Here is a 26,562-nt window from a genome sequence, read left to right as displayed (position 1 = left end):
GGCCCGTCTCCGAGGCGAGCACCGGGACTGACAGCACGAAACGGGGGCCGGACGGCATGACGGCGACACGCACCATCCTGGTCAGCGGCGACGTGGGCGCGCCCACGGTGGCCGCCGCCACCGCCCTGCACGCCGCCCGGCGCGGCCACCGCACCTGGCTGCTGGCCGCCGACGACCCGCACCGTGCGCTGGACGGCGTCCTCGGCACCCGCCTGGAGCCCGAACCGGCCCACTACGCACCCGGCCTGACCGTCTCCCGGATCGACGAGCAGGCCGCCTTCCGGTACGCCGCCGGCGAGCTCACCAGCCGGCTCAAGCCCGCCCTCGACCTGCTCGGCGCCGAGCAGCTCGATCCCGAGGAGCTGACCGCCCTCCCCGGCATCGCCCGGATCGCCCTGCTGCGCGCCCTGCCCGCCGCCGACCAGGACGTCCTGGTCGTACTCGCCCCGCCGCCCGCCGAACTGATCGCCACTCTCGCCCTGCCCGAGCAGCTGGAGCGCTACCTGGACCGGCTCGTCCCCGAGCAGCGGCAGGCCGCCCGGGCACTGCGCCCGCTGCTGGCCGGCCTGGCCGGCGTCCCGATGCCGGCCGAGTGGCTGTACGAGGGGCGGACCAAGGCCGCCGCGGTGCTCGCCGAGTCCCGCGCCGCGATCACCGCGCCCGGCACCAGCGTGCGCCTGGTCGTCCCCGCCGGCGGTCACCCGTACCAGGAACTGCGCCGGATCCGGGCCGGGCTGGCCCTGCACGGCCACCGGCCGGACGCCGTCGTGGTGCACGGCGCGCTGCCCGAGGGCGCGGCCGACTCGCCGGACCCGTGGCTGGCCGCGCTGGCCCGCCGCCGCCAGGAGGAGCTGACCGGGCTCGCCGCCGAGACCGACGCCCCGGTCCTGGCCACCGGACTGGCCGACGCCACCCTGGAGGCCGTCGCCGACCGTCTGTACGGGGACGGGCCCGGCCCGGAGCGGCTCGCCCCCGAGCCCTGGCCGGTCGAGGACCGCCTCGCCGAGGAGGGCCTGCTGGTCTGGCACCTCGCCCTGCCCGGCGCCGACCGGACCGAGCTGGACCTCGTCCGCCGCGGCGACGAACTGGTGGTCGGCCTCGGCGCCCACCGCCGGGTGCTCACCCTGCCGTCCGCGCTGCGGCGCTGCACGGTGGCGGGCGCGGGGCTGCACGACGGGGCGCTCTCGGTGCGGTTCGCGCCCGACCCGGCGCTCTGGCCCCGGGGCTGACCCTCCGACGCTCTGACCCCGGGGCTGGCCCTCCGGCGGTCGCGGGCCGCCCGGCCCCCCGCGGGCCGTCCGGTAGCGTCGGGCCCGTGGGCCGCGGGGTGCGGCCACAGCTGAGGAGGCGCCCGCGATGACCAGCACCGACGACCGGACCGAGCCCACCGCCGAGCCGGGCGGCCCGCAGGCCCACCCGTTCGGGCCGGAGCTGGGCCCGCTGGTGGACGAGGTGCGCAAGCTCGCCACCGCCGTCGGCCAGAAGGCGCAGGAGGCGAGCGCCGACACCCTGATCACCCTCTCCGGCCTGGCCGACCGGGTGCGCACCGAGCAGCCCGAGGTCTACACCCACCTGGCCGCCGCCGGTACCGGACTGGCCGCCGCGGGCGCCGAACTGCTGGCCGCCTACCGGGCCGCGGTGGCCGGCCACGAGCACCGCTGGACCGCCGGCGAGAGCGCCACCACCGAGCGGATCGACCTCGACACGCCTGACGAGCCGTCCGCCAAGCAGTGAATCCGTAACCTCCGAACCGTGATCGCGTTGCTCTCATGCGTGACGAAGCGGGAGATTAGATACGACTTTTGAAGGATCGCGGCCGGGTTGGTCCATGATTGTCTTCGGTTAATGTATGCGAGGTTGTGTACGGGGGCAGGGTTGGGCGGTACCGTTCCGTCCAGCGGGAACGAGTGAATAGCTGAGGGACACATGGCTCTGACCATCGGCGTCGATGTCGGCGGGACCAAGATCGCGGCAGGCGTGGTCGACGAGGCGGGCGCGATCCTGGCCCGGACCAGGGTGCCCACCCCGGCCGACCCGCAGTGGGCGGTCGACGCCATCGCGCAGGCCGTACGCGAACTCAAGGAGCAGCACCCCGACGTCAACGCCGTCGGTGTCGGCGCCCCCGGCTTCGTGGACAGCAACCGCTCCACGGTGATCTTCGCTCCCAACATCGACTGGGAGAACGAGCCGCTGCGCGGCCGGATCGAGGAGCTCACCGGCCTGGACACCGTCGTCGAGAACGACGCCAACTGCGCCGCCTGGGCCGAGTTCCGCTTCGGCGCCGCCGCCGACCACCACGACATGGTGCTGATCACCGTCGGCACCGGCATCGGCGGCGGCATCGTCCTCGACGGCCGGCTGCACCGCGGCCGGTTCGGCGTGGCCGGCGAGATCGGCCACCTCAACATGGTCCCCGACGGTCTGACCTGCGGCTGCGGAGGCAAGGGCTGCTGGGAGCAGTACGGCTCCGGGCGGGCGCTGCGCCGCTACGGCCGGGAGAAGTCCGCCGCCGACCCGGTGCGCGGCCGCCGGATGCTGGAGCTCAACGACGGTGTCGCCGAGACCATCCGCGGCATCCACATCACCGAGGCGGCCGAGGAGGGCGACCCGCTCGCCCTGGAGTGCTACGCCGAACTGGCCGACTGGCTCGGCCGCGGCATGGCCGACCTCGCCGCGCTCTTCGACCCGGGCGTCTTCGTCCTCGGCGGCGGCGTCTCCGACTCCGGCCGCCTGCTGCTCGACCCGGTCGCCAAGGCCTTCGAGCACTACCTGACCGGCGGCATCCACCGGCCGCGCGCCGAGGTCGTCCTGGCCTCGATGGGCTCCGCCGCCGGCATCGTCGGCGCCGCCGACCTGGCCCGCACCGCCTGACGGGCGGCACCCCCCCAAGCCCGCCGGCGGCGGCGCGACCGGACCCCGACCAACCCCGGACGCGCCGCCGCCGACGCATACCTCCACGTTGTCGTACGGATCACGTACGGGGAGGACTTCGGGGCCGGGCGGCGGTCCGCCTTGACACCGGGCTTTCCCCGCCCCTGAGGTTTTCTCGGAGGTATCAGATGACCACGGCACCCGCCGAACCGCCGCCGCCGGGCCCACGCCGGCTGCGCCTGCTCAGCTACAACATCCGCTCGCTGCGGGACGACCGGCGGGCACTGGCCCGGGTGATCCGGGCCTGCGCGCCCGACCTGGTCTGCGTCCAGGAGTCACCGCGCTACTGGCGGCCCGAGGGGCAGGCCGCCTGGCTCGCCCGCAGCACCGGGACGGTCGTCCTGGCCGGCGGCGGCCGGACCGCCGCCGGGCCGCTGCTGCTCGGCCGGCCCGGCGCGGCACAGCTGCTGGGCGTGCACGACCGGCTGCTGCCCAAGACCCGCGGCCTGCACGCCCGCGGCTTCGCCACCGCGCTGCTGCGGCTGCCCGGCACGGCGCCGTTCACCCTCACCAGCTGCCACCTCAGCCTGGACGCCGACGAGCGCTACCGCCAGTTCGAGCTGCTGCTCGACCAGCTCGGGATCGCCGAACACGGCATCGTGGCAGGGGACTTCAACGAGCACCCGGACGGCGGGGGCTGGCGGCTGCTGGCCTCGCGGCTGCAGGACGGGTACCCGACCGCGCCCTGGGGCGGCGAGTTCACGTCGGTCCCCGAGCGCCCCTACCAGCGGATCGACGCCGTCTTCGCCACGCCCGGGATCACCGTCCTCGGCTGCGGCGTGCCCAACGGGCTGCCCGGCGTCACCGAGGCCGACCTGCGCGCCGCGACCGACCACCTGCCGGTGCTCGCCGTCCTGGAGCTGCCGGAGCCCGCGGGCCCCTGAACGCCCCTGGGGCTTGTCTGACACTTCCCGCCGCGCGCGACGCGAATTGTCAGACAAGCCCTGGATGTTGCTGGGGCCAGGGCTAGACCACCGCGCCGTGGTCCGGGTCCTCGGGCTCGTCCTCGTCGCGGTCCTTCAGCCGGGTCACCAGGGTGACGAAGCCGCCGAGGAACGCGGTGACCCCGACCCAGGCCGGCCAGCCGGAGATCTCCCGCCACACCACCGCGTCGAACAGCAGCAGGGCGGGGCCGCCGAGGACGGCGAGCCAGGCGAACTTGGCGGTGACGTCGGCGGGCGGCAGCGGCGGGGGCTCCGGCGGGACGTAGTGGCCCTCGTCGGTGTCCTCGGCCAGCTCGAAGTCGCGCGGACCCGAGCCCGCCGCGGGCATCACCGGCCGGCCGGAGCGGGGGCGCGGCTGCGGGGTGAGGTCGGCGAGGTCGTCCGGGTCGGTCCGGGAACCGGCGCCGTCCTTGAAGCCGCCCTTCAGCTCGTTCTGGGCCCGGAGGTTCTCCACCTCCGGCCAGTTGGGGTTGGTGAGGTCCACGGGATCGTCGAACTGGGCCACCAGGGCGGCGAAGATCTCGTCCTGCTCGGCCTGGCTGCGCTCGGGCGCGCGCCGGGTGCGGGGCTCCGCGGGCGCGCCGGTCTCCGGTTCGGCCGGGTGCCGGTCGGCGGCCGGCTGTCCGGTGGCCTCCGCGGCCGGGGCGGTGGCGCCGTCCGCCCCCGTACGGTCCGCCGGTGCGCCGCTCTGCGCGGTGCCGTCCTTCGTCGCGCCGTCCTCGCGGGGTGCATCGTCCCCGCCGCCCGCCGTGCTGCTCTCGTGCACTTCCGGCCCTTCAGCCATGGTGATCGTCGGATTCGACCCGGGTGACGCCCGCCGCGTGTGCGGGAGCCAGCCGTCGGATGAAGTCCTGGCTGGCCGCGAATATTTCCGCCGCGTCGTGGTCCAGCGTCGCGACGTGGAAGCTGCGCTGGCACAGCCGCTCCGTCACGTCGGTCGAGGATATCCGGGCCAGCACCAGTTCCGAGTTGGCCGGCGAGACGACATGGTCCTGCGGACTGTGGAAGAGCAGCACCGGCTGGGTCACCTGGGGCAGCCGCTGCTGGACGTCCCGCCACAGCCGGCTCAGCGACCAGGCGGCGTGCAGTGGCGTCCGGTCGTAGCCCAGCTCGACCGCGCCGGGCCGGGCGATGTCGTCGGCGATCCCGGGCAGGCTCGGGACGAGGTGCCGCAGCACCGGCAGCAGCACACTCGCGGGGTTGTCCGAGCGCACCGACGGGTTGACCAGCACCAGCCCGGACACCGTCGGACCGTGCAGCGCGGCCAGCCGCAGCGCCAGTGCGCTGCCCATCGACAGCGCGCAGACGAAGACCTGCTCGCACTCGGCGGCGAGCGCCAGCAGTTCGTGCTCGACCTCGGCGTACCAGTCCTCCCAGCGGGTGACCTGCATGTCCTGCCACCGGGTGCCGTGGCCGGGCAGCAGCGGCAGCGAGACGGTGAACCCGGCCGCCGCCAGTTCCTCCGCCCACGGCCGCAGCGACTGCGGCGAACCGGTGAAGCCGTGGCACAGCAGCACCCCCACCGGTCCACCACGGTGGCGGTACGGTTCGGCACCGGGCAGCAACGGCATGGCGGACTCCTTCGCGGGCGGGTGGCGCTGGGGGAGGCTGCGGGAATCCGCATCGTCCCACGGCCCCGGCCGGGACGTACACCCCTCATGGCGGGCCCCGCGGGAGCCCGCGCAGGAGTGCGGCGACGGCCCGCCAGGGCGGGGCGGGGCGCGGGCGGCGCCCACGGGGCATTAGGATCGACCGGTCCGCATAACAGGAGGCCCGGGTTGTTCTACCGACTGATGAAGATGATCGTCGCGCCACTGCTTCGGATCTTCTTCCGGCCGTGGATCGAGGGTGAGGAGAACATCCCCACCGAGGGTGCGGCGATCATCGCGAGCAACCACCTGTCCTTCTCGGACTCCTTCTTCTTCCCCGCGCTGATCAAGCGCCGGGTGACCTTCATCGCGAAGGCCGAGTACTTCAACACCCCGGGCCTCAAGGGCCGGCTGACCGCCGCCTTCTTCAAGGGCGTCGGCCAGCTGCCGGTGGACCGCTCGGGCGTGCGCGGTGCGGGTGAGGCCGCGATCCGCAGCGCCATCGCGGTGCTGGACCGCGGTGAGCTGTTCGGCGTGTACCCCGAGGGCACCCGCTCGCCCGACGGCAAGCTGTACCGCGGCAAGGTCGGCGGCCTGGCCCGCGTCGCGCTGGCCACCGGCGCGCCGGTCATCCCGGTCGCCATGATCGACACCGAGAAGGTCCAGCCGCCCGGCCAGGTGGTCCCCAACTTCGGCATCCGCCCCGGCATCCGGATCGGCCGCCCGCTGGACTTCTCCCGCTACCACGGCATGGAGAACGACCGCTTCATCCTCCGTTCGGTGACGGACGAGGTGATGTACGAGATCATGCGGCTCTCCGGCCAGGAGTACGTGGACATCTACGCGACCGCCGCCAAGCGGCAGATCGCCGACGACAAGAAGAAGGCCGACGCCGAGCGCAAGGCGGCCGCCAAGGCGGAGAAGGCGGAGGCGGAGAAGGCCGCCGCGGCCGAGAAGGCGGAGAAGGCCGAGACCGAGAAGGCCGAGACCGAGCAGGCCGAGAAGGACACCGGGTCGGCCTGACGACCGCGGGGCGGCCCAGGGGAGGGGCGGACGGATGACGGACGGCGAGAGAACCGGGGCGGTCGGCGGCGCGGTCGCGGCCGGGGGCATGTCCGTCGAACTGCCGCTGTGGAAGGCCATCTCCTACTTCCGGGTGCTGGCCCTCTGCTACGCCCTGTTGCGCTACCTCGACGCGTACCTGCACTTCCTGCACCCCGTCGCCGGCTGGATCTTCCTCGGCGCGCTCACCCTCTGGACGCTCGCCAGCACCCGGGCCTTCGCCGGCCCGCAGCGCTGCACCTGGTACGTGCTCGGCACCGACCTCACCCTCGCCGTCACCGGCATCGTGATGAGCGGTCTGACCGACGACCCGGTGCGGATAAGCCACGGCGCGCCCACCCTGCCGACCATCTGGGCCGCCGGAACGGTGCTCGGCTTCGCCGGCAAGGGCGGCTGGCGCTGGGCGGCCGCCGCCGGTTCGGTGATCGGTGTCGCCAACATCCTCGGCCACGGCGGTCTGACCGGCGACAACATCCACAACATCATGCTGCTGATGGTGGCCGGCTGCGCCATCGGCTACGTCATCGAACTGGCCCGCGCCAGTGAGGCCACCCTCACCCGGGCCCTCCAGGTCGAGGCGGCCACCCGGGAGCGCGAGCGGCTCTCCCGGGACATCCACGACGGCGTGCTCCAGGTGCTCGCCCTCGTCCAGCGCCGTGGTGCCGAGCTCGCCGCGCGGCCCGCCGAGGGCGGCGGCCGGCCCGCCGACGGGCATCCGGGTGGTGGGCGCGAGGGCGGCGACGCGGACTTCGCCGAACTCGGCCGGCTGGCCGGCGAGCAGGAGCGCGCCCTGCGGGCGCTGATGGCCGGTGGCCCGATCCCGGGGCAGCGCCCGCCGCGGTGCGGCGCCGAGGAGCCGCAGGACCTCACCGCGCTGCTGGGCGGGTACGCCGACGAGCGGATCACGCTGTCCGCCCCCGGCAGCCCGGTGCTGCTGCCCGCCCGGGCGGCCGGCGAGCTGGCCGCGGCGGTCGGCGCCGCCGTCGACAACGTCCGCCGGCATGCCGGGGAGCGGGCCCGCGCCTGGATCCTGGTCGAGGAGGAGCCGCAGACCGTCACGGTCAGCATCCGCGACGACGGCCCCGGCTTCGCCCCCGGTCGGCTCGGCGAGGCGGAGCGGGCCGGGCGACTGGGCGTCTCCCAGTCCATCCGTGGCCGGCTGCTGGACCTCGGCGGCACGGCCGAGCTGTACTCGGCGCCCGGGGAGGGCGTCGAGGTCGAACTCCGCGTCCCGAGGAAGGGCTCTGATGACCGATCAGCCGACGACTGACCGGCCGGTCCGGGTGATGGTCGTGGACGACCACCCGATGTGGCGCGACGCCGTCTCGCGGGACCTCGCCGAGGCCGGGCTGGACGTGGTGGCCACCGCGGGCGACGGCGAGGAGGCCGTCCGCCGGGCCCGCGCCTGCTCGCCGCAGGTCGTCGTGCTGGACCTCAACCTGCCCGGCCTGCCCGGCGCCGAGGTGTGCCGCCAGGTGGTCGCGCAGGACCCGGCGGTGCGGGTGCTGGTGCTCTCGGCCAGCGGCGAACACCAGGACGTGCTGGAGGCGGTGAAGTCCGGCGCGACCGGGTACCTGGTCAAGTCGGCCGGGCGCGAGGAACTGCTGGACGCGGTGCGTCGTACGGCCGTCGGCGACGCGGTGTTCACCCCGGGCCTGGCCGGCCTGGTGCTGGGCGAGTTCCGCCGGCTGGCCGCCGAACCGGCCCCGGCCTCCGCGTCGGCCGTTCCGCAGTTGACCACCCGGGAGACCGAGGTGCTGCGGCTGGTGGCCAAGGGCCTGTCGTACCGGCAGATCGCCGACCGGCTGGTGCTGTCGCACCGGACGGTGCAGAACCACGTGCAGAACACGCTCGGCAAGCTGCAGCTGCACAACCGGGTGGAACTGGTGCGGTACGCGATCGAGCAGGGCCTGGACGACGAGATCTGACGGCTCCGGCGGCCTGCGCGGGGGAGCCGGTCCCGGGCTGCGCCCCGCCCGGGACCGGCGCCCGCCGCCTCCTCAGCCGCGGACGGCCGCCGCCTCGCGCAGCAGGCCCGCCACGATCTCCACACCGTCGCGGGTCAGCACCGACTCGGGGTGGAACTGGAGGCCGGCGAAGCCGCGCCCGCGCAGGGCGTGCACGTCGCCGGTCACGGCGTCCCGGGCGACCTCGACGCCCTGCGCGGCCAGCCGGGCCGCGTCGGCGTCCGAGCAGCGCGCGGTGAACGTGTTGTAGAAGCCGACCGTGTGCTTGGTGCCGAACAGGTCGACGGTCTCCTGCGCGCCCTGGTACGGGACGGCCTTGCGGCCCAGCGCCAGCCCGAGTTCCGCCGCGAGCAGCTGGTGGCTGAGGCAGACCGCGAGCAGCGGCGCGGTGCGGTCACCGGACCGGACGGCGGACAGGGCGTCCGCGACGATCGGCCGCAGCACGGCCATCTTGGGGTCGTCGGCGAGCGCCGGGTCACCGGGGCCGGGGCCGAGCACCAGCGGGCCGCGGTGTGCCGCCGCCAGCTCGCGCAGCCCCGGCTCGTCGTAGCGGACGACGGTGACCTGGTGGCCGATCGAGGTGAGCAGGTGGGCGAGCATCGAGGTGAAGGTGTCCTCGCCGTCGACCATCAGGGTCGGCGCGGCCTCGGTGACCGGCGTCGGCGTCTGCATCCGCAGCCAGAACGGCGCGAGGCCGGCCCGCCGGGCGTCGAGGGCGGCCTGGACGCGGTGGTCGTCGGCCAGCCGGGGGCCGGTGGGGCCGGGCAGCCGGGCCGGCGCGGGCCGGGCGCCGATCGCGGTGAGCACTCCGGCGGCCTTGGCGTGGGTCTCGGCGACCTCGGACTCGGGGACGGAGTGGCGCACCAGCGTGGCGCCGACCCGGACGACCAGGCGGCCGGTGGCCGGGTCGATGTCGGCGGTGCGGATGCAGATCGGTGAGTCCAGCAGCTGCCCGCCGCTGGCGGAGCGGCCGATCAGGGCGAGCGCGCCGGAGTAGTAGCCGCGCCCGCCGGGCTCGTAGCGCCTGATGACCCGGGTGGCGTTCTGCACCGGGCTGCCGGTGACGGTGGCGGCGAACATCGTCTCGCGGAGCACCTCGCGGACGTCCAGCGAGGTGCGCCCGCGCAGCTCGTACTCGGTGTGGGCGAGGTGGGACATCTCCTTGAGCCGCGGCCCGAGCACCTGGCCGCCGAGGTCGCCGACCGTGCACATCATCTTGAGCTCTTCGTCGACGACCATCGTCAGCTCCTCCAACTCCTTGGGGTCGTGGAGGAATTGGAGCAGCGAGTCGATGTCCGAACCGCCGGTCGGATAGCGGTACGTGCCGGAGATCGGGTTCATCACGACGGTGCCGCCGCTCTGCCGGACGTGCACCTCGGGGGAGGCGCCGACCAGGACGCGCTCGCCGGTGTGCACCAGGTAGGTCCAGTACGCGCCGCGCTCCTGCTCCAGCAGCCGCCGGAACAGGGTGAGGGCCAGCGCGGGCGAACAGTGTCCGTCACCGGCTCCGCCGGGGGCTTCCAGGGTGGCGCTGAAGTCGCGCCGGATCACGAAGTTGGCGCCCTCGCCGTTGCCGATCTCGTCCTCGATCACCCGGCGCACGATCGCGGCGTACGCCTCGTCGTCGACGTCGAACGAGCCGCCGGTGAGTGAGACCGGCAACTGCGGTAGTGCGGAGGTGAGTTCAGCCAGCGGAAGGGTGTGCTGTTCGGCCACCGCGAGGGCCTGCAGCGGGGTCCCGTCGTCGTGCGCCTCGAAGCCGCGCTCGCGGATCTGCCGGTACGGGACGAGCGCGAGCAGGTCGTGGACCGGTCCGCCGGCCGGGACGCCGGTGCGGACCGGCAGGTCGGCGAGGTTCCGGTAGCTGTCGACCGTGCCCAGCAGCACCTCGACGGTGTCCGGGGCGAGTCGGGGGGTGCGGCGGTGCAGCAGGGCGAACGCGGGGGCGTCGGGGGCGGTGAGGCGGGTGAGCAGGTCGGCGGTGGCGGTCACGGGGGCGGCTTCCTTCCGGGGGGACTGGCGAGGTGCGGTGCTGGGTTCCGCTCCCGGAGGGCCGACTGCTCAGACGCCGACGGCCGCCCCGAGGGGCGGCCGTCGTGTTCGTCTAGGAACGCGCGATCGGTGGGCCACCCTTGGGGGAGGCCCACCACCAGGAGTGGGTGTGGGGCGCGTGCATGGGGCGAGCCTAGCCGATCGTGCGGGGAGGGTGAGCCCGGTCACGTGATTGTCCGAGTTGTGTCTCACCCCTCGGGCAATGGTCACGAATCGCTCGGGTCACCCCGTAGCCTTGACGGTGTGACCGTGACGAATCTCCACTCCTGGCAGTCCCTGCCCGCGGCGCAGCAGCCTGAATGGCCGGACCAAGAGGCTCTGCGCAAGACCCTTGCCGAGCTCGCCTCCTATCCGCCGCTCGTGTTCGCCGGCGAGTGCGACCAGCTGCGCGCCCGGCTCGGAGCCGTGGCGCGTGGGGAGGCGTTCCTGCTGCAGGGCGGCGACTGTGCCGAGGCCTTCGACGGCGTGTCGGCGGAGCACATCCGCAACAAGCTGAAGACCCTGCTGCAGATGGCCGCCGTGCTGACGTACGCGGCCTCGGTGCCGGTCGTGAAGGTCGGCCGGATCGCCGGCCAGTACTCCAAGCCGCGCTCCAAGTCGACCGAGACCCGCGACGGCGTGACCCTGCCGGTCTACCGCGGCGACTCGGTGAACGGCTTCGACTTCACCCCCGAGTCCCGCATCCCGGCCCCGGAGCGCCTGAAGCGGATGTACAACGCGTCGGCCGCGACGCTGAACCTGGTGCGCGCGTTCACCACCGGTGGTTACGCGGACCTGCGCCAGGTGCACGCCTGGAACCAGGACTTCGTGCGCAACTCGCCGGCCGGCCAGCGCTACGAGCAGCTCGCCCGGGAGATCGACAACGCCCTGGCGTTCATGAACGCCTGCGGCGTGGCGCCGGAGGAGTTCAAGACCGTCGAGTTCTTCTCCTCGCACGAGGCGCTGATCCTCGACTACGAGACCGCGCTGACCCGCGTGGACTCGCGCACCGGCGAGCTGTACGACGTCTCCGGCCACATGGTGTGGATCGGCGAGCGCACCCGCCAGCTGGACCACGCGCACATCGAGTTCGCCTCGAAGGTCCGCAACCCGATCGGCGTCAAGCTCGGCCCGACCACCTCGGTCGACGAGGCGCTGACCCTGATCGAGAAGCTGGACCCGGAGCGCGAGCCGGGCCGCCTCACCTTCATCACCCGGATGGGCGCGGGCAAGGTCCGCGAGCACCTGCCCACCCTGGTGGAGAAGGTCACCGCGTCCGGCGCCCAGCCGGTGTGGATCTGCGACCCGATGCACGGCAACACCTTCGAGGCCTCCAGCGGTCACAAGACCCGCCGCTTCGACGACGTGCTCGACGAGGTCAAGGGCTTCTTCGAGGTGCACCGCGCGCTCGGCACCCACCCGGGCGGCATCCACGTGGAGCTGACCGGCGACGACGTGACCGAGTGCGTCGGCGGCGGCGACGAGGTGCTGGTCGACGACCTGCACCAGCGCTACGAGACGGCCTGCGACCCGCGGCTCAACCGCAGCCAGTCGCTGGACCTGGCGTTCCTGGTGGCGGAGATGTACCGCGGCCAGTGACCGGGTCTCCGGCGCCGAACGGTGCCGGATGTGACGAAGGCCCCTCCGGATTCGGGACTCCCGAAGCCGGAGGGGCTTTTTCCTGCCCGGATCGCCGGGTAAGGTGAGGCTTAGTGAACTAAGGCAAGCCTTAGTCAAGATCATTCCGCCAGAGGGCGCCGCACCACCCGGGAGAATCCGCGATGTACGTGTGCATGTGCCATGCGGTCACCGAGGACCAGGTGAAGAAGGCGATCGACGCGGGTGCCGATTCCCCGCGCCAGATCGCCCGGGGCTGCAAGGCCGGCACCGACTGCGGGTCCTGCGTCCGGCGGATCCAGGCGCTGCTCGGCGAGCACGGCGCCAGGCCCTGCCCGACCGCCCGCCTGGCCGCGAAGCTCGGCCTGGCCGAATCGCAGGCCCAGGCCGCGGCGGTCCCGGTCGTCCCGCTGCGCGCGGCCTGAGGGCTCAGGACTCCGGCTGCTCGATCACCTGGGCGATGTAGAGCGCCTCGCCGAGCTTCTCCAGGAGTTCCAGCTGGGTGTCGAGGTAGTCGATGTGGTGCTCCTCGTCGGCCAGGATGTCCTCGAAGATGTTCGCCGAGGTGACGTCGTTCTTGGCCCGCATCACCACGATCCCGCGCTTCAGCCGGTCGATCGCCTCGACCTCGATCTGGCGGTCCGCCTCGAACATCTCCTGGACCGTCTGGCCGATCCGGACGTGGAACAGCCGCTGGTAGTTCGGCAGTCCCTCCAGGAACAGGATCCGGTCGGTGAGGGTCTCGGCGTGCTTCATCTCGTCGAAGGACTCGTGCCGGGTGTACTTGGCGAGCTTCGTCCAGCCGAAGTTCTCCTGCATCTTGGCGTGCAGGAAGTACTGGTTGATCGCGGTGAGCTCCGCGGTGAGCTGCTCGTTGAGGAACTCGATGACCTCTGGATCGCCTTGCATGGCGGTGCCTCCCTGCGCTACGTCCTGGCTGTGACTCCTGCGCTGCGCATCCTGGCACCGAAATGGGAGGAAGTTCCAGTAAGTTCACACTCACTAGGACATGTGTCGGAATATCCGATTTGAGAGGAAGTGGGTCGACCGCTGGTCCGTACGGGCAGGGCGTGTGACCTCGTGAAGGGGCGCGCGCGGAGCCTCGTCCGCCGTCTGTCACCATGGAGCCATGGGTCAGTCCGAACAAGAACCGTTTCCGCCGTCTGACCCGAGGCTCCCCCCGGGGCAGCGCGCGCAGCGCGGCTGGCCCGCCCTGCACTACGGGCCCGTGCCCCGGTTCAAGCCGCTGACCTGGGACCTCCAGGTGTTCGGCGCCACCGCCTCGGCGGAGAAGCACAGCTGGGACTTCGAGTCCTTCCACGCCCTGCCGCGCACCACCGTCGTCGCCGACCTGCACTGCGTCACCAAGTTCACGGTGCTCGGCAACGAGTGGACGGGCGTGCCGGCCGCCGCCCTCCTCGACCTGGTGCCCCCCGCGCCCGGCGTCACCCACGTCATGGTCTGGGCCGAGTACGGCTACAGCGCCAACCTGCGGCTGGCCGACTTCGCCGACCCGCGGACGATCTTCGCCACCCACCGCAACGGCGAGCCGCTGACCGCCGAACACGGCTTCCCGGTCCGGCTGATCGTCCCGGGGCTGTACGCCTGGAAGGGCCCCAAGTGGGTCCGCGCGGTGGAGTACATGCGGGCCGACCGCCGGGGCTTCTGGGAGGAGCGCGGCTACCACAACCTCGCCGACCCGTGGCGCGAGCAGCGCTACTCCTACCAGGAGGAGCCGGGGGACGGACCGCTCCGCTGAGCCCGGCGAAGTCCTGTGCCTGGCGAACTCCCGCACCCGGCGAACTCTCGAACCCGGCGAACTCTCCTAGAAGAACGGGAAGTTGACCGTCACCGTGGTGTGCTGCGGGCGTCGCTCGCCGGCCGCCGGGGACTGGCTGGACACCTTGCCGGTGCCGAACAGGTTGACCCCGCTGGTCTGCATCGTGAAGCCGGCCGCCTGCAGCGCCTTCGCCGCGTCGTCCTTGCTCATCCCGGTGACGTCCGGGATCGGCACCATGCCCTTGCTGACCACCAGCGCGACCGCGGTGTTCTCCTGCAGCAGCTGCCCGGCCGCCGGCGAACTGCTGATCACCACGCCCTCCGGCACGGTGTCGCTGTACGTCCCGGTCACGCCGCCCCTGGTCAGCTGGAGCGCGGTCAGCGCGTCGGCGGCCTGGTCGGAGGTCTTCCCGGTGAGGTCCGGCACCGCGATCCGCTTGGGGCCCTTGGAGACGGTGACCGTCACGGTGTCGCTCTTGCGGGTCCGCGCGCCCACCCCGGGGTCGGTGGCGATCACCTGCCCGGCCGGGACGCTCTCGCTGAACGCCTCGACGAACCGGCCGTGCATGCCCTCCTTGTCCAGGATCCGCTGCGCCTCGGCCCGGTCCTTGCCGAGCACGCCGGGCATCGGCCCGTACAGCGCCTCGGACAGCCCGTACGTCGCGCCGCCGACCGCGAGCACCAGGGCGGCCAGTGCGGCGACCCAGACCAGTGGCCTGCGGGGGAAGCGGCGCAGCAGGCCGGGCCGGCGCCGGCGCACCGGGGTCGGCTCGTCGTACGGGCGCGGCTCGACCAGCAGCTGGTCCATCAGCTCCGCCGGCACGTCCAGCACGCTGGTGTGCTCCGGCGCCGGGGCGTCGGCGGGCTGCGGCAGCGGCTGGATCACCGAGGTCGGCTCGCTGGTCGGGTAGCGCGGGCTGGGCCGGGTGGAGGCGGGCGGCTCGGCGTCCAGCTCGGCCGGGGTGAGCGTGCGGCGCAGCCGCTGGAGGGCGGCGAGCAGCTCGACCGCGTCGTACGGGCGGGCCTCGGCCGTCCGGGCGCAGGCGCCGGCCACTATGGCGTCCAGCGCGGGGCCGACGGCGGGGGCGATCAGCGAGGGGGCGGGGACGTCCTCGTGCAGGTGCTTGTACATGACCTGGACGGGGTTGTCGCCGGTGTGCGGGCGGCGGCCGGTGAGCATCTCGTAGAGCAGGATGCCGGCCGCGTAGACGTCGACCCGCTGGTCGGTGGGGGCGTCCGGGAGGATCTGCTCGGGGGCCAGGTAGGAGACGGTGCCCAGGACGGTGCCACCGGTCGCGGTGCTGGTCGAGGTGGGCGCGCCGTCAGCGGTGCCCAGGACCCGGACCAGGCCGAAGTCGGCGACCTTGACCAGCCCGGCCTCGGTGATCAGCACGTTCTCCGGCTTGACGTCGCGGTGCACCAGCCCGGCCCGGTGGGCGGCGCCGAGGGCGGCGAGCACCGGCTCCAGCACGTCCAGCGCGGCCCGGACGGACAGTGCGCCGCGGTCGCGCAGCAGGTCCCGCAGGGTGCGGCCGGGCACGTACTCCATGGCGAGGAAAACGTTTCCGCCGTCCGCGCCCTGGTCGAAGACGTTCACCACGTTCGGGTGGGTGAGCCGGGCGACCGCCTTGGCCTCGCGGATGAACCGGGCGGTGAAACCGTCGTCCCCGGCCAGCGCGGGGTGCATCACCTTGAGCGCGACGACCCGGTCCAGCCGGGTGTCGGTGCCCTGGTAGACGGTGGACATCCCGCCGGTCGCGATGCGCTGCTCGACCCGGTACCGGCCGTCGAGCAGGGTACCGATCAGCGGGTCGTGCAATGCCATGTCCACCCGGGGGAGTCTAGTGCCGCGCTCACCCGCCGGACCCGGAGGACACCGCCCCCGGGCCCGGCTGTGCCCGGCTTGTGACACGGGACACGCGGCTCCCGCGGCGTCAGAACGCCGGGTGCTCGCGGGTGTCCAGGCTCGCCCGGCCGGCCATCGCCGAGGAGGCCTCGGCGTGGAAACGGCGCGGGATGCGGCCGGCCCGGTGCGCGAGCCGGCCCGCCTCGGCGGCGTGCCGCATCGCCTCGGCCATCAGCACCGGGTCCTGGGCCCGGGTCACCGCGGAGGCGAGCATCACCGCCGCGCAGCCCAGTTCCATCGCCAGGGCGACGTCCGAGGCGGTGCCGGCGCCCGCGTCCAGGATCACCGGGACGCCCGCGCCCTCCACGATCAGCTGGAAGTTGTGCGGGTTGCGGATGCCCAGGCCGGAGCCGATCGGCGAGCCCAGCGGCATGATCGCCGCGCAGCCGACGTCCTCCAGCTTGCGGGCCAGCACCGGGTCGTCGTTGGTGTACGGCAGCACCGTGAAGCCGTCGTCGACCAGGGTCTCGGCGGCGTCCAGCAGCTCGATCGGGTCCGGCAGGAGGGTCCGCTCGTCGGCGATCACCTCCAGCTTCACCCAGTCGGTGCCGAGCGCCTCGCGGGCCAGCCGGGCGGTCAGCACGGCCTCGCCGGCGGTGAAGCAGCCGGCCGTGTTGGGCAGGACCCGGATGCCGTTGCGGGTCAGCACGTCCAGGACGGAGCCCTGGGTGCCGGTGTCGACCCGGCGCATCGCCACGGTGGTCAGCTCGGTGCCGGAGGCCAGCAGCGCCCGTTCCAGGATCTCCAGGCTGGGCGCGCCGCCGGTGCCCATGATCAGTCGGGATCCGAACGACGTTCCGGCGATGGTGAGTTGGTCGTCGGCCATGGTCAGCCTCCCTGGACGGCGGTGAGGATCTCGATCCGGTCGCCCGCCGAGAGTTCCGTGTCGGGCCACGAACTGCGGGGCACCACGGTCTCGTTGAGTGCGGCGGCGACACCGCTGTGGGCGGCGCTGAGGCCGGCCACCACCTCCGCGAGGGTGGTCGTGGCGGACACCCGGCGGGGCTCGCCGTTGACGGTCAGTGCGATCTCGGTCATGCGGAGGCCTTCGTGGTGGAGCGGTCGGGGGAGAACCTGGTGGGCGTGAACGGCTTTGCCAGGTCGGGCAGTTCGCCGGTCGCCAGGTACTCGGCGAGCAGGTCGGCGGTCACCGGGGTGAGCAGCACGCCGTTGCGGTAGTGGCCGGTGGCGGCGACCAGTCCGGGCAGCGCGGTCGGGCCCAGCAGCGGGGCGTTGTCCGGCGAGCCGGGCCGCAGCCCCGCCGAGGTCTCCACGAGCGGGAGTTCGGTGATGCCCGGGACCAACTCGTGGGCGTCGCGCAGCAGTTCGTACACCCCGCCGGCGGTGACCGTGGTGTCGTAGCCCTGTTCCTCGGTGGTCGCGCCGATCACCAGCTCGCCGTTCTCCCGGGGCACCAGGTACAGGTGTCGGCCGCGCACCACCGCGCGGACGTTGCGGGACAGGAACGGCCGGTACGCCTCGGGGATCCGCAGCCGCAGGATCTGTCCCTTCACCGGGCGGATCGCCGGCAGCACGCCCTCGGGCAGCCCGGGCAACCGGTGGCTGTGCGGGCCGGCCGCGAGCACCACCTGCTCGGCGGTCAGGGTCTCCTGCGGGCCGAGGCGGGCGCCGACCGCGCGGCCGTTCTCGACCAGCAGCCCGACGGCCTCGGCGCGGTGGATCACGACCCCGGCGCGTTCGCAGGCGGCCAGCAGGGCGGTCAGCAGGCGGCGGGGATCCACCTGGTGGTCGTCCGCGGCGTGCAGGCCGCCACGCACGCCGGGGGCGAGCATCGGCTCCAGCTTGCGGGCCTCCCGGCCGGTCAGCCAGGCCGAGTCCAGGCCGAGCCGCTGGTGGAAGGCGTGCAGTTCGCGCAGTTCCGCGCGGTCGTCGGAGTCCAGCGCGACCGCGATCGTGCCGCACCGGCGGTACCCGGTGTCCAGGCCGCCGCTCGCTTCGGTGAGCTCGGCGGCGAAGTCCCCGTACCGCCGGTTGGAGGCCATCCCGAGGCGCAGCAGCGGCTCCTCGCCGTACTGCAGCTCGGTGACCGGGGCGAGCATCCCGGCCGCGACCCCGGCCGCCCCGCCGCCGGGGGAGGGGTCGACCACCAGGATCCTCTTCAGCCCGCGCTGCGCGGCGCGCCAGGCGACGGCGAGGCCGATGATGCCCCCGCCGATCACCAGCACGTCGGCACGGGTGCTTTCGGGCAAGCGTGACAAAGCTGCTCTTCTCCCTTCGCCGGTATGACCCGGATCAGGTTCGGACGGTCGCGGGCCGTGGCAGCCCGCCTCTCAGCCCGGTACGCCGGGCTCCCGTGATGGTGTCCCCACCATAACGCCGGGGTCGGCCCGGCCGAAGGCCCGTACGAAGGGTGGACGGGCCGGTGGGGCGCCCGGGGCCGCTGAGTACAGTGACGGGCGTGGCAGAGCTGAGCGGAACGGATCGGGTGGTCGTCGTCGGGGCCGGGCTGGCCGGGGCGCAGTGCGCCCTGAAGCTGCGGCAGGGTGGCTGGCCGGGGCGGATCACGCTGGTCGGCGAGGAGCCGCACGCGCCGTACGACCGGCCGCCGCTGTCCAAGGACGTGCTGCTCGGCAAGGCCGACGCCACCACCCTGGACATCGACTACCCGCACCTCGGCATCGAGGTGCTCACCGGCCGCCGCGCCACCGGCCTCACCCCCGGCGTGCTGCACACCGACGACGGCGACCTCCCGTACGGCGCGCTGGTGATCGCCACCGGCGCCACCCCGCGCGCCCTGCCCGGCGCCGAGCGCGCGCACCTGCTGCACACCCTGGACGACGCGCTGGCGCTGCGCGCCCTGCTGCGGCCCGGCCGGCGGCTGGTACTGGTCGGCGCGGGCTGGATCGGCGCCGAGGTGTCCACCGCGGCGCGCGCCGCGGGCTGCGAGGTGACCGTGGTCGAGGCGGGCCCCGCGCCCGTCCCCGGCGCGCTGCCGACCGAGGTCGGCTCGGCGATGGCCGCCTGGTACGCCGAGGCCGGCGTCGACCTGCGCTGCGGGGTCGGCGTGGCCGCCGTCGAGCCCGGCGCGGTGCTGCTGGCGGACGGCTCGCACCTGCCCGCCGACGAGGTGGTGGTCGGCGTCGGCGCCCGGCCCGCGACGGGCTGGCTGGCCGGCTCCGGCGTCGAACTGGACGAGACCGGCGCGGTCCTGGTGGACGAGCGGCTGCGGACGGGCCTGCCCGGCGTCTTCGCGGCCGGCGACTGCGTCAGCTACCCGTCCGCTCGCGCCGGGGCCCGGCTGGCCGTCCAGCACTGGGACCACGCGCTGCAGTCCGGCGAGGCCGCGGCCGCCGCCGTGCTCGGCGCGGACGCGCCGCCGTACGACCCGGTGCCGTACTTCTGGTCGGAGCAGTTCGGGCGGATGGTCCAGTACGCCGGGCGGCACGCCGAGGGCGACGAACTGCTGTGGCGCGGCGGCCCGCAGGACGCCTCCTGGACGGTGCTCTGGCTGCGCGACGGGGTGCCGAGCGCGCTGCTGGCCGTCGACCGGCCGCGCGACCTCACCCAGGGCCGCCGGCTGATCGAGCGCGGCACCGCGCTGGACCCGGCCCGGGCGGCCGATCCGGCGGTGCCGCTGAAGTCGGCCACTGCTTGACGGGGCCCTGACGGGGCCCTAGCGGCGCCCTGGCGGGGCCTCTGGTGCGCGGCGGGCCCCCGAGGTGGCAGTCTGGTGGCGTGAGTGAGATCGAAAGCAAGATTGAAGCCCTGGTCCCCGAGTGGATGTACCTGCCCGACATCTCGGAGCAGTGGGGCGTCCGCGTCACCGAGGTCCGCGACCTGGTGCGCAGCGGCGGCCTGATCGCTGTCCGGCGGGGCCCGAACAAGTCGCTGCAGGTGCCCGCGGCGTTCATCGACGGTCCCGGGCTGGTCAAGCACCTGTCCGGCACCCTGACCGTCCTGCGTGACTGCGGGTACAGCGACGTCGAGATCCTGGAGTGGCTGTTCACCGAGGACCCGTCGCTGCCCGGCAGCCCGATCCAGGCGCTGCGCGAGAACCGCGGCACCGAGGTCAAGCGCCGCGCCCAGGCGATGCTGATCTGATGGCGGCGGACTCTCCGCGCGCCCGGCTGGCCGACGCCCGGCTGTACCTGTGCACCGACGCCCGCCGCGAGCAGGGCGACCTCGCCGAGTTCCTGGACGCGGCGCTGGCCGGCGGGGTGGACATCGTCCAGCTCCGCGACAAGGGTCTGGAGGCCAAGCAGGAGCTGGCGGCCCTGGAGGTCTTCGCAGACGCCTGCCGCCGCCACGGCAGGCTGCTGGCCGTCAACGACCGCGCCGACGTCGCGCACGCGGCCCGGCCGGACGTGCTGCACCTCGGGCAGGACGACCTGCCGGTGCCGGCCGCCCGGGCGATCCTGGGCGACGAGGTGCTGATCGGGCGGTCCTGCCACGCCGAGTCCGAGGTGGACGCGGCGGTCGCCGAGCCCGGCGTGGACTACTTCTGCACCGGCCCGGTCTGGCCGACCCCGACCAAGCCGGGCCGCCCGGCGCCGGGCCTCGGCCTGGTCTCGTACGCGGCGAAGCAGAGCACCGACCGGCCGTGGTTCGCCATCGGCGGCATCGACCTCGGCAACCTCGACGAGGTGCTGGCCGCAGGAGCCCGCCGGATCGTCGTGGTCCGCGCCATCACCGCCGCCGACGACCCGCGGGCCGCCGCCGCCGAACTGTCCCGGCGGGTGCGTTCGGCCTGACCCCCGGCGCGCGGGCCGCCGCCGTCCCCGGTACTGGCGGACTTCTCAGTACTTGCGGACGGTGGCGGCCTCGGCCAGCGCCAGCAGCACCGCGCGGGCGCGCCCGTCGACGAGCGGCGCCGCCTCCAGTGCGGCCAGCGACTGCCGCAGCAGCTCGTCGATCCGGCGCTCCACCCGCTCGGGCGCCCCGCTGCGGGCCACCAGGGCGCGCAGCCCGGCGACCTCCTCGGACGCCAGGTCCGGGGCGCCGAGCCGCTCGTCCAGGTACCGGGCGTCGGCGGCCGACAGACCCCGCATCGCGTGCGCCACCAGCAGGGTGCGCTTGCCCTCGCGCAGGTCGTCCCCGGCCGGCTTGCCGGTGACCGCCGGATCCCCGAAGACGCCGAGCAGGTCGTCCCGCAGCTGGAAGGCCTCGCCCAGCGGCAGCCCGAACGCCCCGAACGCCGCCACCAGCTCCGGGCCGGCCCCGGCCAGCAGCGCGCCGACCTGCAGTGGGCGCTCGATCGTGTACTTCGCCGACTTGTAGTGCAGCACCGTCTGCGCCCGCTCCAGCGCGCCCTCGTCCGCCGAGTCGCCGGCCACCGGCTCCAGCACGTCCAGGTACTGGCCGACCATGACCTCGGTGCGCATCAGGTCGAACACCGGCTTGGCGGCCAGCACCGCGGCCGGCTCCAGGCCCGAGCGCAGGAACAGCTCGTCGCACCAGATCAGCAGCAGGTCGCCGAGCAGCACCGCCGCCGAGGCGCCGTACTGCTCGCGGTCGCCGCGCCAGCCGCTGTCCCGGTGCAGCGCCTCGAAGCGGCGGTGGATCGAGGGCAGGCCGCGGCGGGTGTCGCTGCGGTCCATCAGGTCGTCGTGCACCAGGGCGCTCGCCTGGAGCAGCTCCAGCGCGGCCGCCGCGTTCGCGATCCCCTCGCCGTCGGCCGGGCCGCCGGCGCCGCGCCAGCCCCAGTAGCAGAAGGCCGGGCGCAGCCGCTTGCCGCCGTCCAGCAGGAAGTCGCGCAGGGCGTCGGCGGCGGGGGCGAGCTGCGGGGAGATCGTGCCCAGCAGGGCGGACTGGTCGTCCATGAACGCGGCGAGGGCGGCGTTGACGCGTGCGCGGACGTCCTCCACGTCAATGGGGTTGGCCGGCCGGTTGCTGGACGAGGTCACGATGAGGCTCCGCTGGTTCGCTGGGGTGCAGCAAGCGTAGCGGGGCAGCCGGGAACGGATGTGCGAGTTGGAGTGCGGGCCAGGGCGGGCGCCGGCCCTCGTCGGCCCGGGCGCCGGTCGGAAGCGGCCCCGGGTGGTCGAAACCTCGGGTGGAATGTCGAGTGGAATGGCGTCCGCCACTTGTCTCAATCCGTGGTACCGAGTTGTCCGGCTCCTTCGAACGCCCGATAACCTGCCAGCATGGCACTCGGCATCGCTTCCACCAGACCGGATCGCGCACTGACGGTCCGCGAGCTCCTGGCGGCCGGAAAGCGGTCCTTCTCCTTCGAGTTCATGCCCCCGCGCACCGAGGTCGGCGAGCAGAAGCTCTGGGACGCCATCCGCCGGCTCGAACCGCTCGACCCCAACTTCGTCTGCATGACGTACGGCGCCGGCGGCTCCTCGCGCGAGCGCACCGTCAACATGGTCGGCCGGATCGCCACCGAGACCACGCTGACCCCGGTCGCCCACCTGACCGCCGTCGATCACTCGGTCGCCGAGCTGCGCAACATCATCGGCCAGTACGCCGACCAGGGCGTCCGCAACGTCCTCGCGGTCCGGGGCGACCCGCCCGGCGACCCCCTGGGCGAGTGGGTCCGGCACCCGGACGGCGTCACCTACGCGTACGAGCTGGTGGAGCTGATCAAGGGCATCGGTGACTTCTGCGTCGGCGTCGCCGCCTCGCCGAACATGCACCCGCGCTCGACCGACTGGGACGACGACATCCGGCACTTCGTCGGGAAGATCCGGGCGGGCGCCGACTACGCGATCACCCAGATGTTCTTCGAGGTCGACGACTACCTGCGGCTGCGCGACCGGGTCACCGCCGCCGGCTGTGAGACGCCGATCATCCCGGAGATCATGCCGGTCACCAACGCCAAGCAGCTGGAGCGCTTCCCCCAGCTGAGCGGCTCCGCCTTCCCCGCCGACCTAGAGGCCCGCCTGCGGGCCGCCATCGACGACCCGGCGGCGCTGCGCGCCATCGGCATGGAGCACGCCACCGCGATGGCCGAACGCCTGCTCGCCGAAGGCGCGCCGGGCCTGCACTTCATCACGCTCAACCACTCCACGGCGACGCTGGAGATCTACCAGAACCTCGGCCTGCACCAGCGCCACGCCTGACCGGACCCCGCGAGACCGGACGTTCACCGGCCCGTCACCGCCCCGACGGTGACGGGCTCGGTCGTGTGCGCCGGGTCCGCGACCGGCGGGAACGCGATGCGGTACCCCGGCCGTTGAACCGGTACAGTCGCCGCACACGCGCGGCGAGCGCGGGCACGCGACTGGAGGTAGCGGGCGGATGGGCATCGGGTACCTGCTGCTGTACGTCGCGTTGGCGGTGGTGGCGCTCTGGCTGGTCGCCGAGGTCCTGCTGCAGAACCGGGCCCCGCTGCACTGGCGGGCCCTCGCCCTGGTCGGCTTCCTCGCAGTGGCCGCCGGCATGACCCTCGGCTCGGTCCCGGTGATCGGCGCCGGCGCCGTGCTGTTCGCGCTCGGCCAGACCTTCGTCACCCTCTCCGTGAAGCGCGGGTACCGGGCCGGCTGGTCGCTGCGCAAGGCCGACGGCGCCCTGCCCGGCCCGCTCGCCAAGGTGCCGCTGCTCGGGGCCCTCACCGGCGGCGCGGTCGCCGTGGCCGCCGTCGAGGCCGGCGAGGAGCGGGTCGGCGAGGTCAGCGCCGTCGAGGAGACCCGGATCACCGCCCCGGCCGCCGAGGACGTCCCCGAGGTCGAGCAGACCGCCGCCTTCGAGATGCAGGAACTCGCCCAGGACGGCGTCTACGCGCCCGCCTACTACGAGCAGCAGCCGCACGACCCGTACGCCGAGGCCTACCAGGCCGGCTACGACACCGCCCAGCCGCAGCCGACCTACGAGCAGCAGCAGTGGCAGGGCCAGCAGCAGCCCGCCTTCGCCTACGACCAGGGCTACGGCGGCTACCCGCAGCAGCCGGACCCGTACGGCGGCTACCCCCAGCAGGACCAGTACCAGGCCTACCCCCAGCAGCAGCCCGGCTGGGAACAGCACCCGCAGCAGCAGTGGCAGACGCCCCAGCAGCACCCGGGCCAGCACCCCGAGCAGCACCCGCCGGGCATCCCGCAGCAGCAGTCGTACGACCACACCTACGGCTACCAGCAGCAGAACACCTGGCCGCAGGGCTGAGCCCCCGGTCTGGGCCCGGCGGTCGCTAGGCCGGGCCGATGAGGTCGGCGGCGATGCAGGCGGACATGCCGGACCGGGCCAGTCCGCCGCCCGGGTGGGCCGCTCCGCCGATCAGGTAGAGGCCGGGGACGGGCGACTCGTTGGCGGGCTGGAGCCACCACCCGTCCGAGCCGGCGAACGCGGGCCGGGGCACCGAGCCGCCGAGCGCACCGGTCTCCCGGCGGGTGTCGTCCGGGGTGCGGACGACCCGCCACAGCACCCGCTCGCGCAGGCCCAGCCCGGCGGCGTCGGCGTGGGCCAGCAGCTGGTCCGCGTAGTGCTCGGCGAGACCGGGGGCCGTCCAGTCGACGTCGCCCTGGGCCGGGACGGTCGCGGTCAGCACCACGCTCTCGTGCGCGTCGTCGGGGCGCAGGGAGGGATCGTCCGGGCGCAGCACCTGGAGGGTGGGGCGTCCGCACGGCGGGGCCGAGAGCGTCAGGGCGTTCTGCTCGGCGGCCGGGTCGGCGGCGTGCACCACCGTCCGGTGCGCGGTGCCGTCCGGCCGGGGGCCGCGCAGGGCGAGCAGCACGCTGAACCGGCCGGGCACCTCGGACGGCTCCCACTCCTCGGCGTCGAGCCCGGGCCACCGGGCGACACCGTGGCCGAACAGGGCCCTGGTGTCCATCGAGGAGACCACCAGGTCCGCGTCGATCCGGCCGTCCGGGGTGTCGACGCCGCAGGCCCGGCCGTCCTTGAGGACCACCTCGGTGACCGGGGTGCCGAAGCGGAACTCCACCCGGCGCAGCTCGCAGCGCCGGTGGACCGCGTCCGCCAGGGCCCGCAGGCCGCCGCGGACGTACCAGACGCCGAAGGACTGCTCCATGTACGGCAGCACGGTGGCCCCGGCGGGGGCGGTCCCCGGGGGCAGGCCGAAGCGCAGGGCGTGCTCGGACAGCAGGGCGGTGAGGCCGGGGTGGCCGCCGAGTTCGCGGGCGGCGACGTCGGCGAGGGTCCACGGGCGGGGCCGGCCGAGCCGGGCGAGCAGGCCGCGCCGGGGCGGGACGGGGTAGGGGTCGGTGTGCAGCGGCGTCCGGTCGGCCGGGAGCGGCTCCTCCAGGAGCGGGCGGCGAGTGGCCTCCCAGACCGTCCGGCCGTGGTTCATGACCTCGCTCCAGCGGGCGCCGGAGCCGGCGCCGAAGGCGGCGTCCAGAGCCTGGCTGACGCCGCCGCGGGAGGCGTTGGGCAGGGTGACGGCGGTGCCGTCCGGGAACAGGTGCCGGCTCTCCGGGTCCACCGGGGCGAGGTCGACGAGCTGCTCCAGCGGCTCCTTGCCGGTCTTCAGCGCGAGGTCGCGGTAGACGGCCGGGAGGGTCAGCAGGCCGGGGCCGGTGTCGAAGGCGAAGCCGTCGCGCTCGTACCGGCCGACCATGCCCCCGTACGCGCCGCCGGCCTCGCAGACCGTCACCCGGTGTCCGAGGGTCGCCAGCCGGGAGGCCGCCGCGAGCCCGCTCATTCCTGCGCCGATGATGACGATCCGTGCCATGGCATCTGATCCTAGGGCCGTCGGACGTACGTCCGGTCCGCCCCCTCCTCGCGGGCGGCGCGGGCCGCGCGGCGTTCACGGCGGCGGGCCCGGAAGGCGCGGATCCGGCTGATCGCGAACCAGACCAGCAGCAGGCCGACGGCGAGCAGGACGGCGGCGATCGAGGCGGCCAGCCAGGGGTGGAAGATCGCCAGGGAGACCAGGCCGGCCACCGAGACGTCCTCCGCCAGGCTGACCGCGATGTTGCTGGCCGGCTCCGGCGAGGTGTTGACCGCCATCCGCAGCGAGGCCTTGACCAGGTGGCTGACCAGCGCCGTCGTGCCGCCCATCGCGCCCGCCGCGACCTCGCCGAGTGAGCCCGGGTCGGCGCTGGCGATCAGCGCTCCGACGGTGGCGCCCGCGATCGGCCGGATCACGGTGTGCACGGAGTCCCAGAGGCTGTCGACGAACGGGATCTTGTCGGCCACCGCCTCCAGCAGGAACAGCACGGCGGCCGCGATCAGCACGTCGGTGCGCTCCAGCGCGGGCGGCACCGAGTCCGCGCCGGCGAACCGGCCCATCAGCCCGAGCAGCAGCACCACCGCGTAGGCGTTGATGCCGCTGGCGAGTCCGCTGGTGAAGATCAGCGGCACGATCGTCATGGCTTCCCCCTCCTCATCGCTTCCCCCTCCTTGTGGCAACCGTGGCCGGGCCGCCCCGGCCACGCCGTACCGTACCTGGACGTACCGGGTCGGCCCGCCGGTTCCGGCCACGGCCGGGCCCGGGCGCCGGCGGATCTGAGTACGCGTACTCAGATCCCGGGTTGAGTACGTCAACGGATGGCCCGCTGTGGGCCCGGGACGGGAGAGTGGTGCCACTCGGGACGGCGGCGCGTCGGGCGTCACGCCCCGGGAGGCGGATCCGTCCGTCCACCGGTTCCTGAGGGGCCGGGGGACGGCGGCGGAGGTCCGCCACGGGAGCCGGTCACGGGCCCTGCACCGCCGACACGGGGCGGCGGAGCGGGCCGGGGGGAGATCGGCCACCGGAACGGGGAGCTCGCCACCGCCGTCCGTGGGGGAACGACGGCGCGGCGGCGTACGGCGGCGGTGCGGGGCCGGGGGGAGGCCCGCGCCCGCCGCCGGTCACCCGGTCGGGTCCCGTTGTCAGTGGTCCC

General features: G+C 74.1%; 26 protein-coding genes and 1 riboswitch. Of the genes, 15 read left to right on the top strand and 11 right to left on the bottom strand.

What is annotated here, in order from left to right; all coding sequences use genetic code 11:
• Positions 1-56: 56 nt before the first annotated feature.
• The 4 genes from P3T27_RS04925 (at position 57) to P3T27_RS04910 (ending at position 3,815) form a co-directional block, all read left to right on the top strand.
• The gene (locus P3T27_RS04925; protein WP_280674542.1) at positions 57-1,229 is read left to right on the top strand and encodes an ArsA-related P-loop ATPase; all 1,173 of its coding nucleotides are present in this window, start codon (positions 57-59) and stop codon (positions 1,227-1,229) included.
• 127 nt (positions 1,230-1,356) lie between these two features.
• Positions 1,357-1,734 (top strand): DUF5304 family protein, encoded by a 378-nt coding sequence (locus P3T27_RS04920; RefSeq protein WP_280674540.1) that lies wholly within the window; start codon positions 1,357-1,359, stop codon positions 1,732-1,734.
• Positions 1,735-1,926: 192 nt separating this feature from the next.
• Complete coding sequence (locus tag P3T27_RS04915; protein ID WP_280674538.1) at positions 1,927-2,871, top strand: ROK family glucokinase; 945 nt, start codon at positions 1,927-1,929, stop codon at positions 2,869-2,871.
• Between the two features lie 188 nt (positions 2,872-3,059).
• A complete protein-coding gene (locus P3T27_RS04910; RefSeq protein WP_280674536.1) occupies positions 3,060-3,815 on the top strand; it encodes an endonuclease/exonuclease/phosphatase family protein in 756 nt (251 codons plus the stop codon).
• An 82-nt stretch (positions 3,816-3,897) separates the two neighbouring features.
• Here P3T27_RS04910 and P3T27_RS04905 read toward each other — a convergent pair whose 3' ends face one another.
• Positions 3,898-4,641 carry a hypothetical protein gene (locus P3T27_RS04905; RefSeq protein ID WP_280674534.1) on the bottom strand — a complete coding sequence of 248 codons (744 nt, stop codon included), beginning with the start codon at positions 4,639-4,641 and terminating at the stop codon, positions 3,898-3,900.
• Positions 4,642-4,651: 10 nt separating this feature from the next.
• Complete coding sequence (locus tag P3T27_RS04900; RefSeq protein WP_280674532.1) at positions 4,652-5,446, bottom strand: alpha/beta fold hydrolase; 795 nt, start codon at positions 5,444-5,446, stop codon at positions 4,652-4,654.
• 222 nt (positions 5,447-5,668) lie between these two features.
• Here P3T27_RS04900 and P3T27_RS04895 point away from each other — a divergent pair, with 222 nt between their 5' ends.
• From P3T27_RS04895 to P3T27_RS04885, 3 genes are read left to right on the top strand one after another with little or no spacing between them, the layout of a single operon-like run.
• The gene (locus P3T27_RS04895; protein WP_280674824.1) at positions 5,669-6,487 is read left to right on the top strand and encodes a lysophospholipid acyltransferase family protein; all 819 of its coding nucleotides are present in this window, start codon (positions 5,669-5,671) and stop codon (positions 6,485-6,487) included.
• 34 nt (positions 6,488-6,521) lie between these two features.
• Positions 6,522-7,796, top strand: a complete 1,275-nt coding sequence (locus P3T27_RS04890; RefSeq protein ID WP_280674530.1) for a DUF5931 domain-containing protein — start codon at positions 6,522-6,524, stop codon at positions 7,794-7,796.
• Entirely contained in the window at positions 7,774-8,454 is a 681-nt protein-coding gene (locus P3T27_RS04885; protein WP_280674528.1) for a response regulator transcription factor, read from the top strand. The genes P3T27_RS04890 and P3T27_RS04885 overlap by 23 nt, the downstream gene beginning before the upstream one ends.
• A 72-nt stretch (positions 8,455-8,526) precedes the next feature.
• On the opposite strand, the gene P3T27_RS04880 is transcribed toward P3T27_RS04885, so the two are convergent.
• Positions 8,527-10,485 (bottom strand): anthranilate synthase family protein, encoded by a 1,959-nt coding sequence (locus P3T27_RS04880; RefSeq protein WP_280674526.1) that lies wholly within the window; start codon positions 10,483-10,485, stop codon positions 8,527-8,529.
• Positions 10,486-10,788: 303 nt separating this feature from the next.
• On the opposite strand from P3T27_RS04880, the gene P3T27_RS04875 reads away from it, so the two are divergent.
• Both P3T27_RS04875 and P3T27_RS04870 read left to right on the top strand, forming a co-directional pair.
• On the top strand, positions 10,789-12,123 hold the full coding sequence (locus tag P3T27_RS04875) for a 3-deoxy-7-phosphoheptulonate synthase class II (RefSeq protein WP_280674524.1): 1,335 nt from the start codon (positions 10,789-10,791) through the stop codon (positions 12,121-12,123).
• A gap of 182 nt (positions 12,124-12,305) precedes the next feature.
• Positions 12,306-12,566 (top strand): (2Fe-2S)-binding protein, encoded by a 261-nt coding sequence (locus tag P3T27_RS04870; RefSeq protein ID WP_280674522.1) that lies wholly within the window; start codon positions 12,306-12,308, stop codon positions 12,564-12,566.
• A gap of 4 nt (positions 12,567-12,570) precedes the next feature.
• On the opposite strand, the gene bfr is transcribed toward P3T27_RS04870, so the two are convergent.
• On the bottom strand, positions 12,571-13,050 hold the full coding sequence (bfr, locus tag P3T27_RS04865; RefSeq protein ID WP_280674520.1) for a bacterioferritin: 480 nt from the start codon (positions 13,048-13,050) through the stop codon (positions 12,571-12,573).
• Between the two features lie 220 nt (positions 13,051-13,270).
• Between bfr and P3T27_RS04860 the strand changes: the two genes are divergently transcribed.
• Positions 13,271-13,900, top strand: a complete 630-nt coding sequence (locus P3T27_RS04860; protein ID WP_280674517.1) for a sulfite oxidase-like oxidoreductase — start codon at positions 13,271-13,273, stop codon at positions 13,898-13,900.
• A 66-nt stretch (positions 13,901-13,966) separates the two neighbouring features.
• On the opposite strand, the gene pknB is transcribed toward P3T27_RS04860, so the two are convergent.
• The 4 genes from pknB to thiO all read right to left on the bottom strand — a co-directional run bounded on the left by pknB (position 13,967) and on the right by thiO (position 18,036).
• On the bottom strand, positions 13,967-15,745 hold the full coding sequence (gene pknB, locus P3T27_RS04855; protein ID WP_280674822.1) for a Stk1 family PASTA domain-containing Ser/Thr kinase: 1,779 nt from the start codon (positions 15,743-15,745) through the stop codon (positions 13,967-13,969).
• 109 nt (positions 15,746-15,854) lie between these two features.
• Entirely contained in the window at positions 15,855-16,652 is a 798-nt protein-coding gene (locus P3T27_RS04850) for a thiazole synthase (RefSeq protein WP_280674515.1), read from the bottom strand.
• Positions 16,653-16,654: 2 nt separating this feature from the next.
• On the bottom strand, positions 16,655-16,864 hold the full coding sequence (thiS, locus tag P3T27_RS04845) for a sulfur carrier protein ThiS (RefSeq protein WP_280674513.1): 210 nt from the start codon (positions 16,862-16,864) through the stop codon (positions 16,655-16,657).
• Complete coding sequence (thiO, locus tag P3T27_RS04840; RefSeq protein ID WP_280674511.1) at positions 16,861-18,036, bottom strand: glycine oxidase ThiO; 1,176 nt, start codon at positions 18,034-18,036, stop codon at positions 16,861-16,863. Before thiO ends, thiS begins: the two co-directional genes overlap by 4 nt.
• A gap of 3 nt (positions 18,037-18,039) precedes the next feature.
• Positions 18,040-18,152: riboswitch (TPP riboswitch) on the bottom strand.
• An 84-nt stretch (positions 18,153-18,236) separates the two neighbouring features.
• Here thiO and P3T27_RS04835 point away from each other — a divergent pair.
• The 3 genes from P3T27_RS04835 to thiE all read left to right on the top strand — a co-directional run bounded on the left by P3T27_RS04835 (position 18,237) and on the right by thiE (position 20,538).
• Positions 18,237-19,442 (top strand): FAD-dependent oxidoreductase, encoded by a 1,206-nt coding sequence (locus P3T27_RS04835; protein WP_280674509.1) that lies wholly within the window; start codon positions 18,237-18,239, stop codon positions 19,440-19,442.
• Between the two features lie 80 nt (positions 19,443-19,522).
• Positions 19,523-19,888, top strand: coding sequence for an Rv2175c family DNA-binding protein (locus tag P3T27_RS04830; protein ID WP_280674507.1), 366 nt, complete (start codon positions 19,523-19,525; stop codon positions 19,886-19,888).
• Positions 19,888-20,538 (top strand): thiamine phosphate synthase, encoded by a 651-nt coding sequence (gene thiE / locus P3T27_RS04825; RefSeq protein ID WP_280674500.1) that lies wholly within the window; start codon positions 19,888-19,890, stop codon positions 20,536-20,538. Before P3T27_RS04830 ends, thiE begins: the two co-directional genes overlap by 1 nt.
• Positions 20,539-20,583: 45 nt before the next feature.
• Here thiE and P3T27_RS04820 read toward each other — a convergent pair whose 3' ends face one another.
• Positions 20,584-21,690, bottom strand: a complete 1,107-nt coding sequence (locus P3T27_RS04820) for a polyprenyl synthetase family protein (RefSeq protein ID WP_280674498.1) — start codon at positions 21,688-21,690, stop codon at positions 20,584-20,586.
• A 240-nt stretch (positions 21,691-21,930) separates the two neighbouring features.
• Between P3T27_RS04820 and metF the strand changes: the two genes are divergently transcribed.
• Positions 21,931-22,851, top strand: a complete 921-nt coding sequence (gene metF / locus P3T27_RS04815; RefSeq protein ID WP_280674496.1) for a methylenetetrahydrofolate reductase [NAD(P)H] — start codon at positions 21,931-21,933, stop codon at positions 22,849-22,851.
• Positions 22,852-23,029: 178 nt separating this feature from the next.
• Positions 23,030-23,887 (top strand): hypothetical protein, encoded by an 858-nt coding sequence (locus P3T27_RS04810; RefSeq protein WP_280674494.1) that lies wholly within the window; start codon positions 23,030-23,032, stop codon positions 23,885-23,887.
• Between the two features lie 25 nt (positions 23,888-23,912).
• Here the strand turns inward: P3T27_RS04810 and P3T27_RS04805 are convergent, their stop codons facing one another.
• On the bottom strand, positions 23,913-25,409 hold the full coding sequence (locus P3T27_RS04805) for an NAD(P)/FAD-dependent oxidoreductase (RefSeq protein WP_280674488.1): 1,497 nt from the start codon (positions 25,407-25,409) through the stop codon (positions 23,913-23,915).
• Between the two features lie 11 nt (positions 25,410-25,420).
• Positions 25,421-26,050 (bottom strand): DUF4126 domain-containing protein, encoded by a 630-nt coding sequence (locus P3T27_RS04800; protein WP_280674486.1) that lies wholly within the window; start codon positions 26,048-26,050, stop codon positions 25,421-25,423.
• Between the last annotated feature and the right edge of the window lie 512 nt (positions 26,051-26,562).

The sequence above is a fragment of the Kitasatospora sp. MAA19 genome (assembly GCF_029894125.1).
In the GTDB taxonomy this organism is placed as follows: Bacteria; Actinomycetota; Actinomycetes; order Streptomycetales; family Streptomycetaceae; genus Kitasatospora.
The sequence above is the reverse complement of the archived record's forward strand: the minus strand, read 5'-3'. Positions and strand labels throughout refer to the sequence as shown.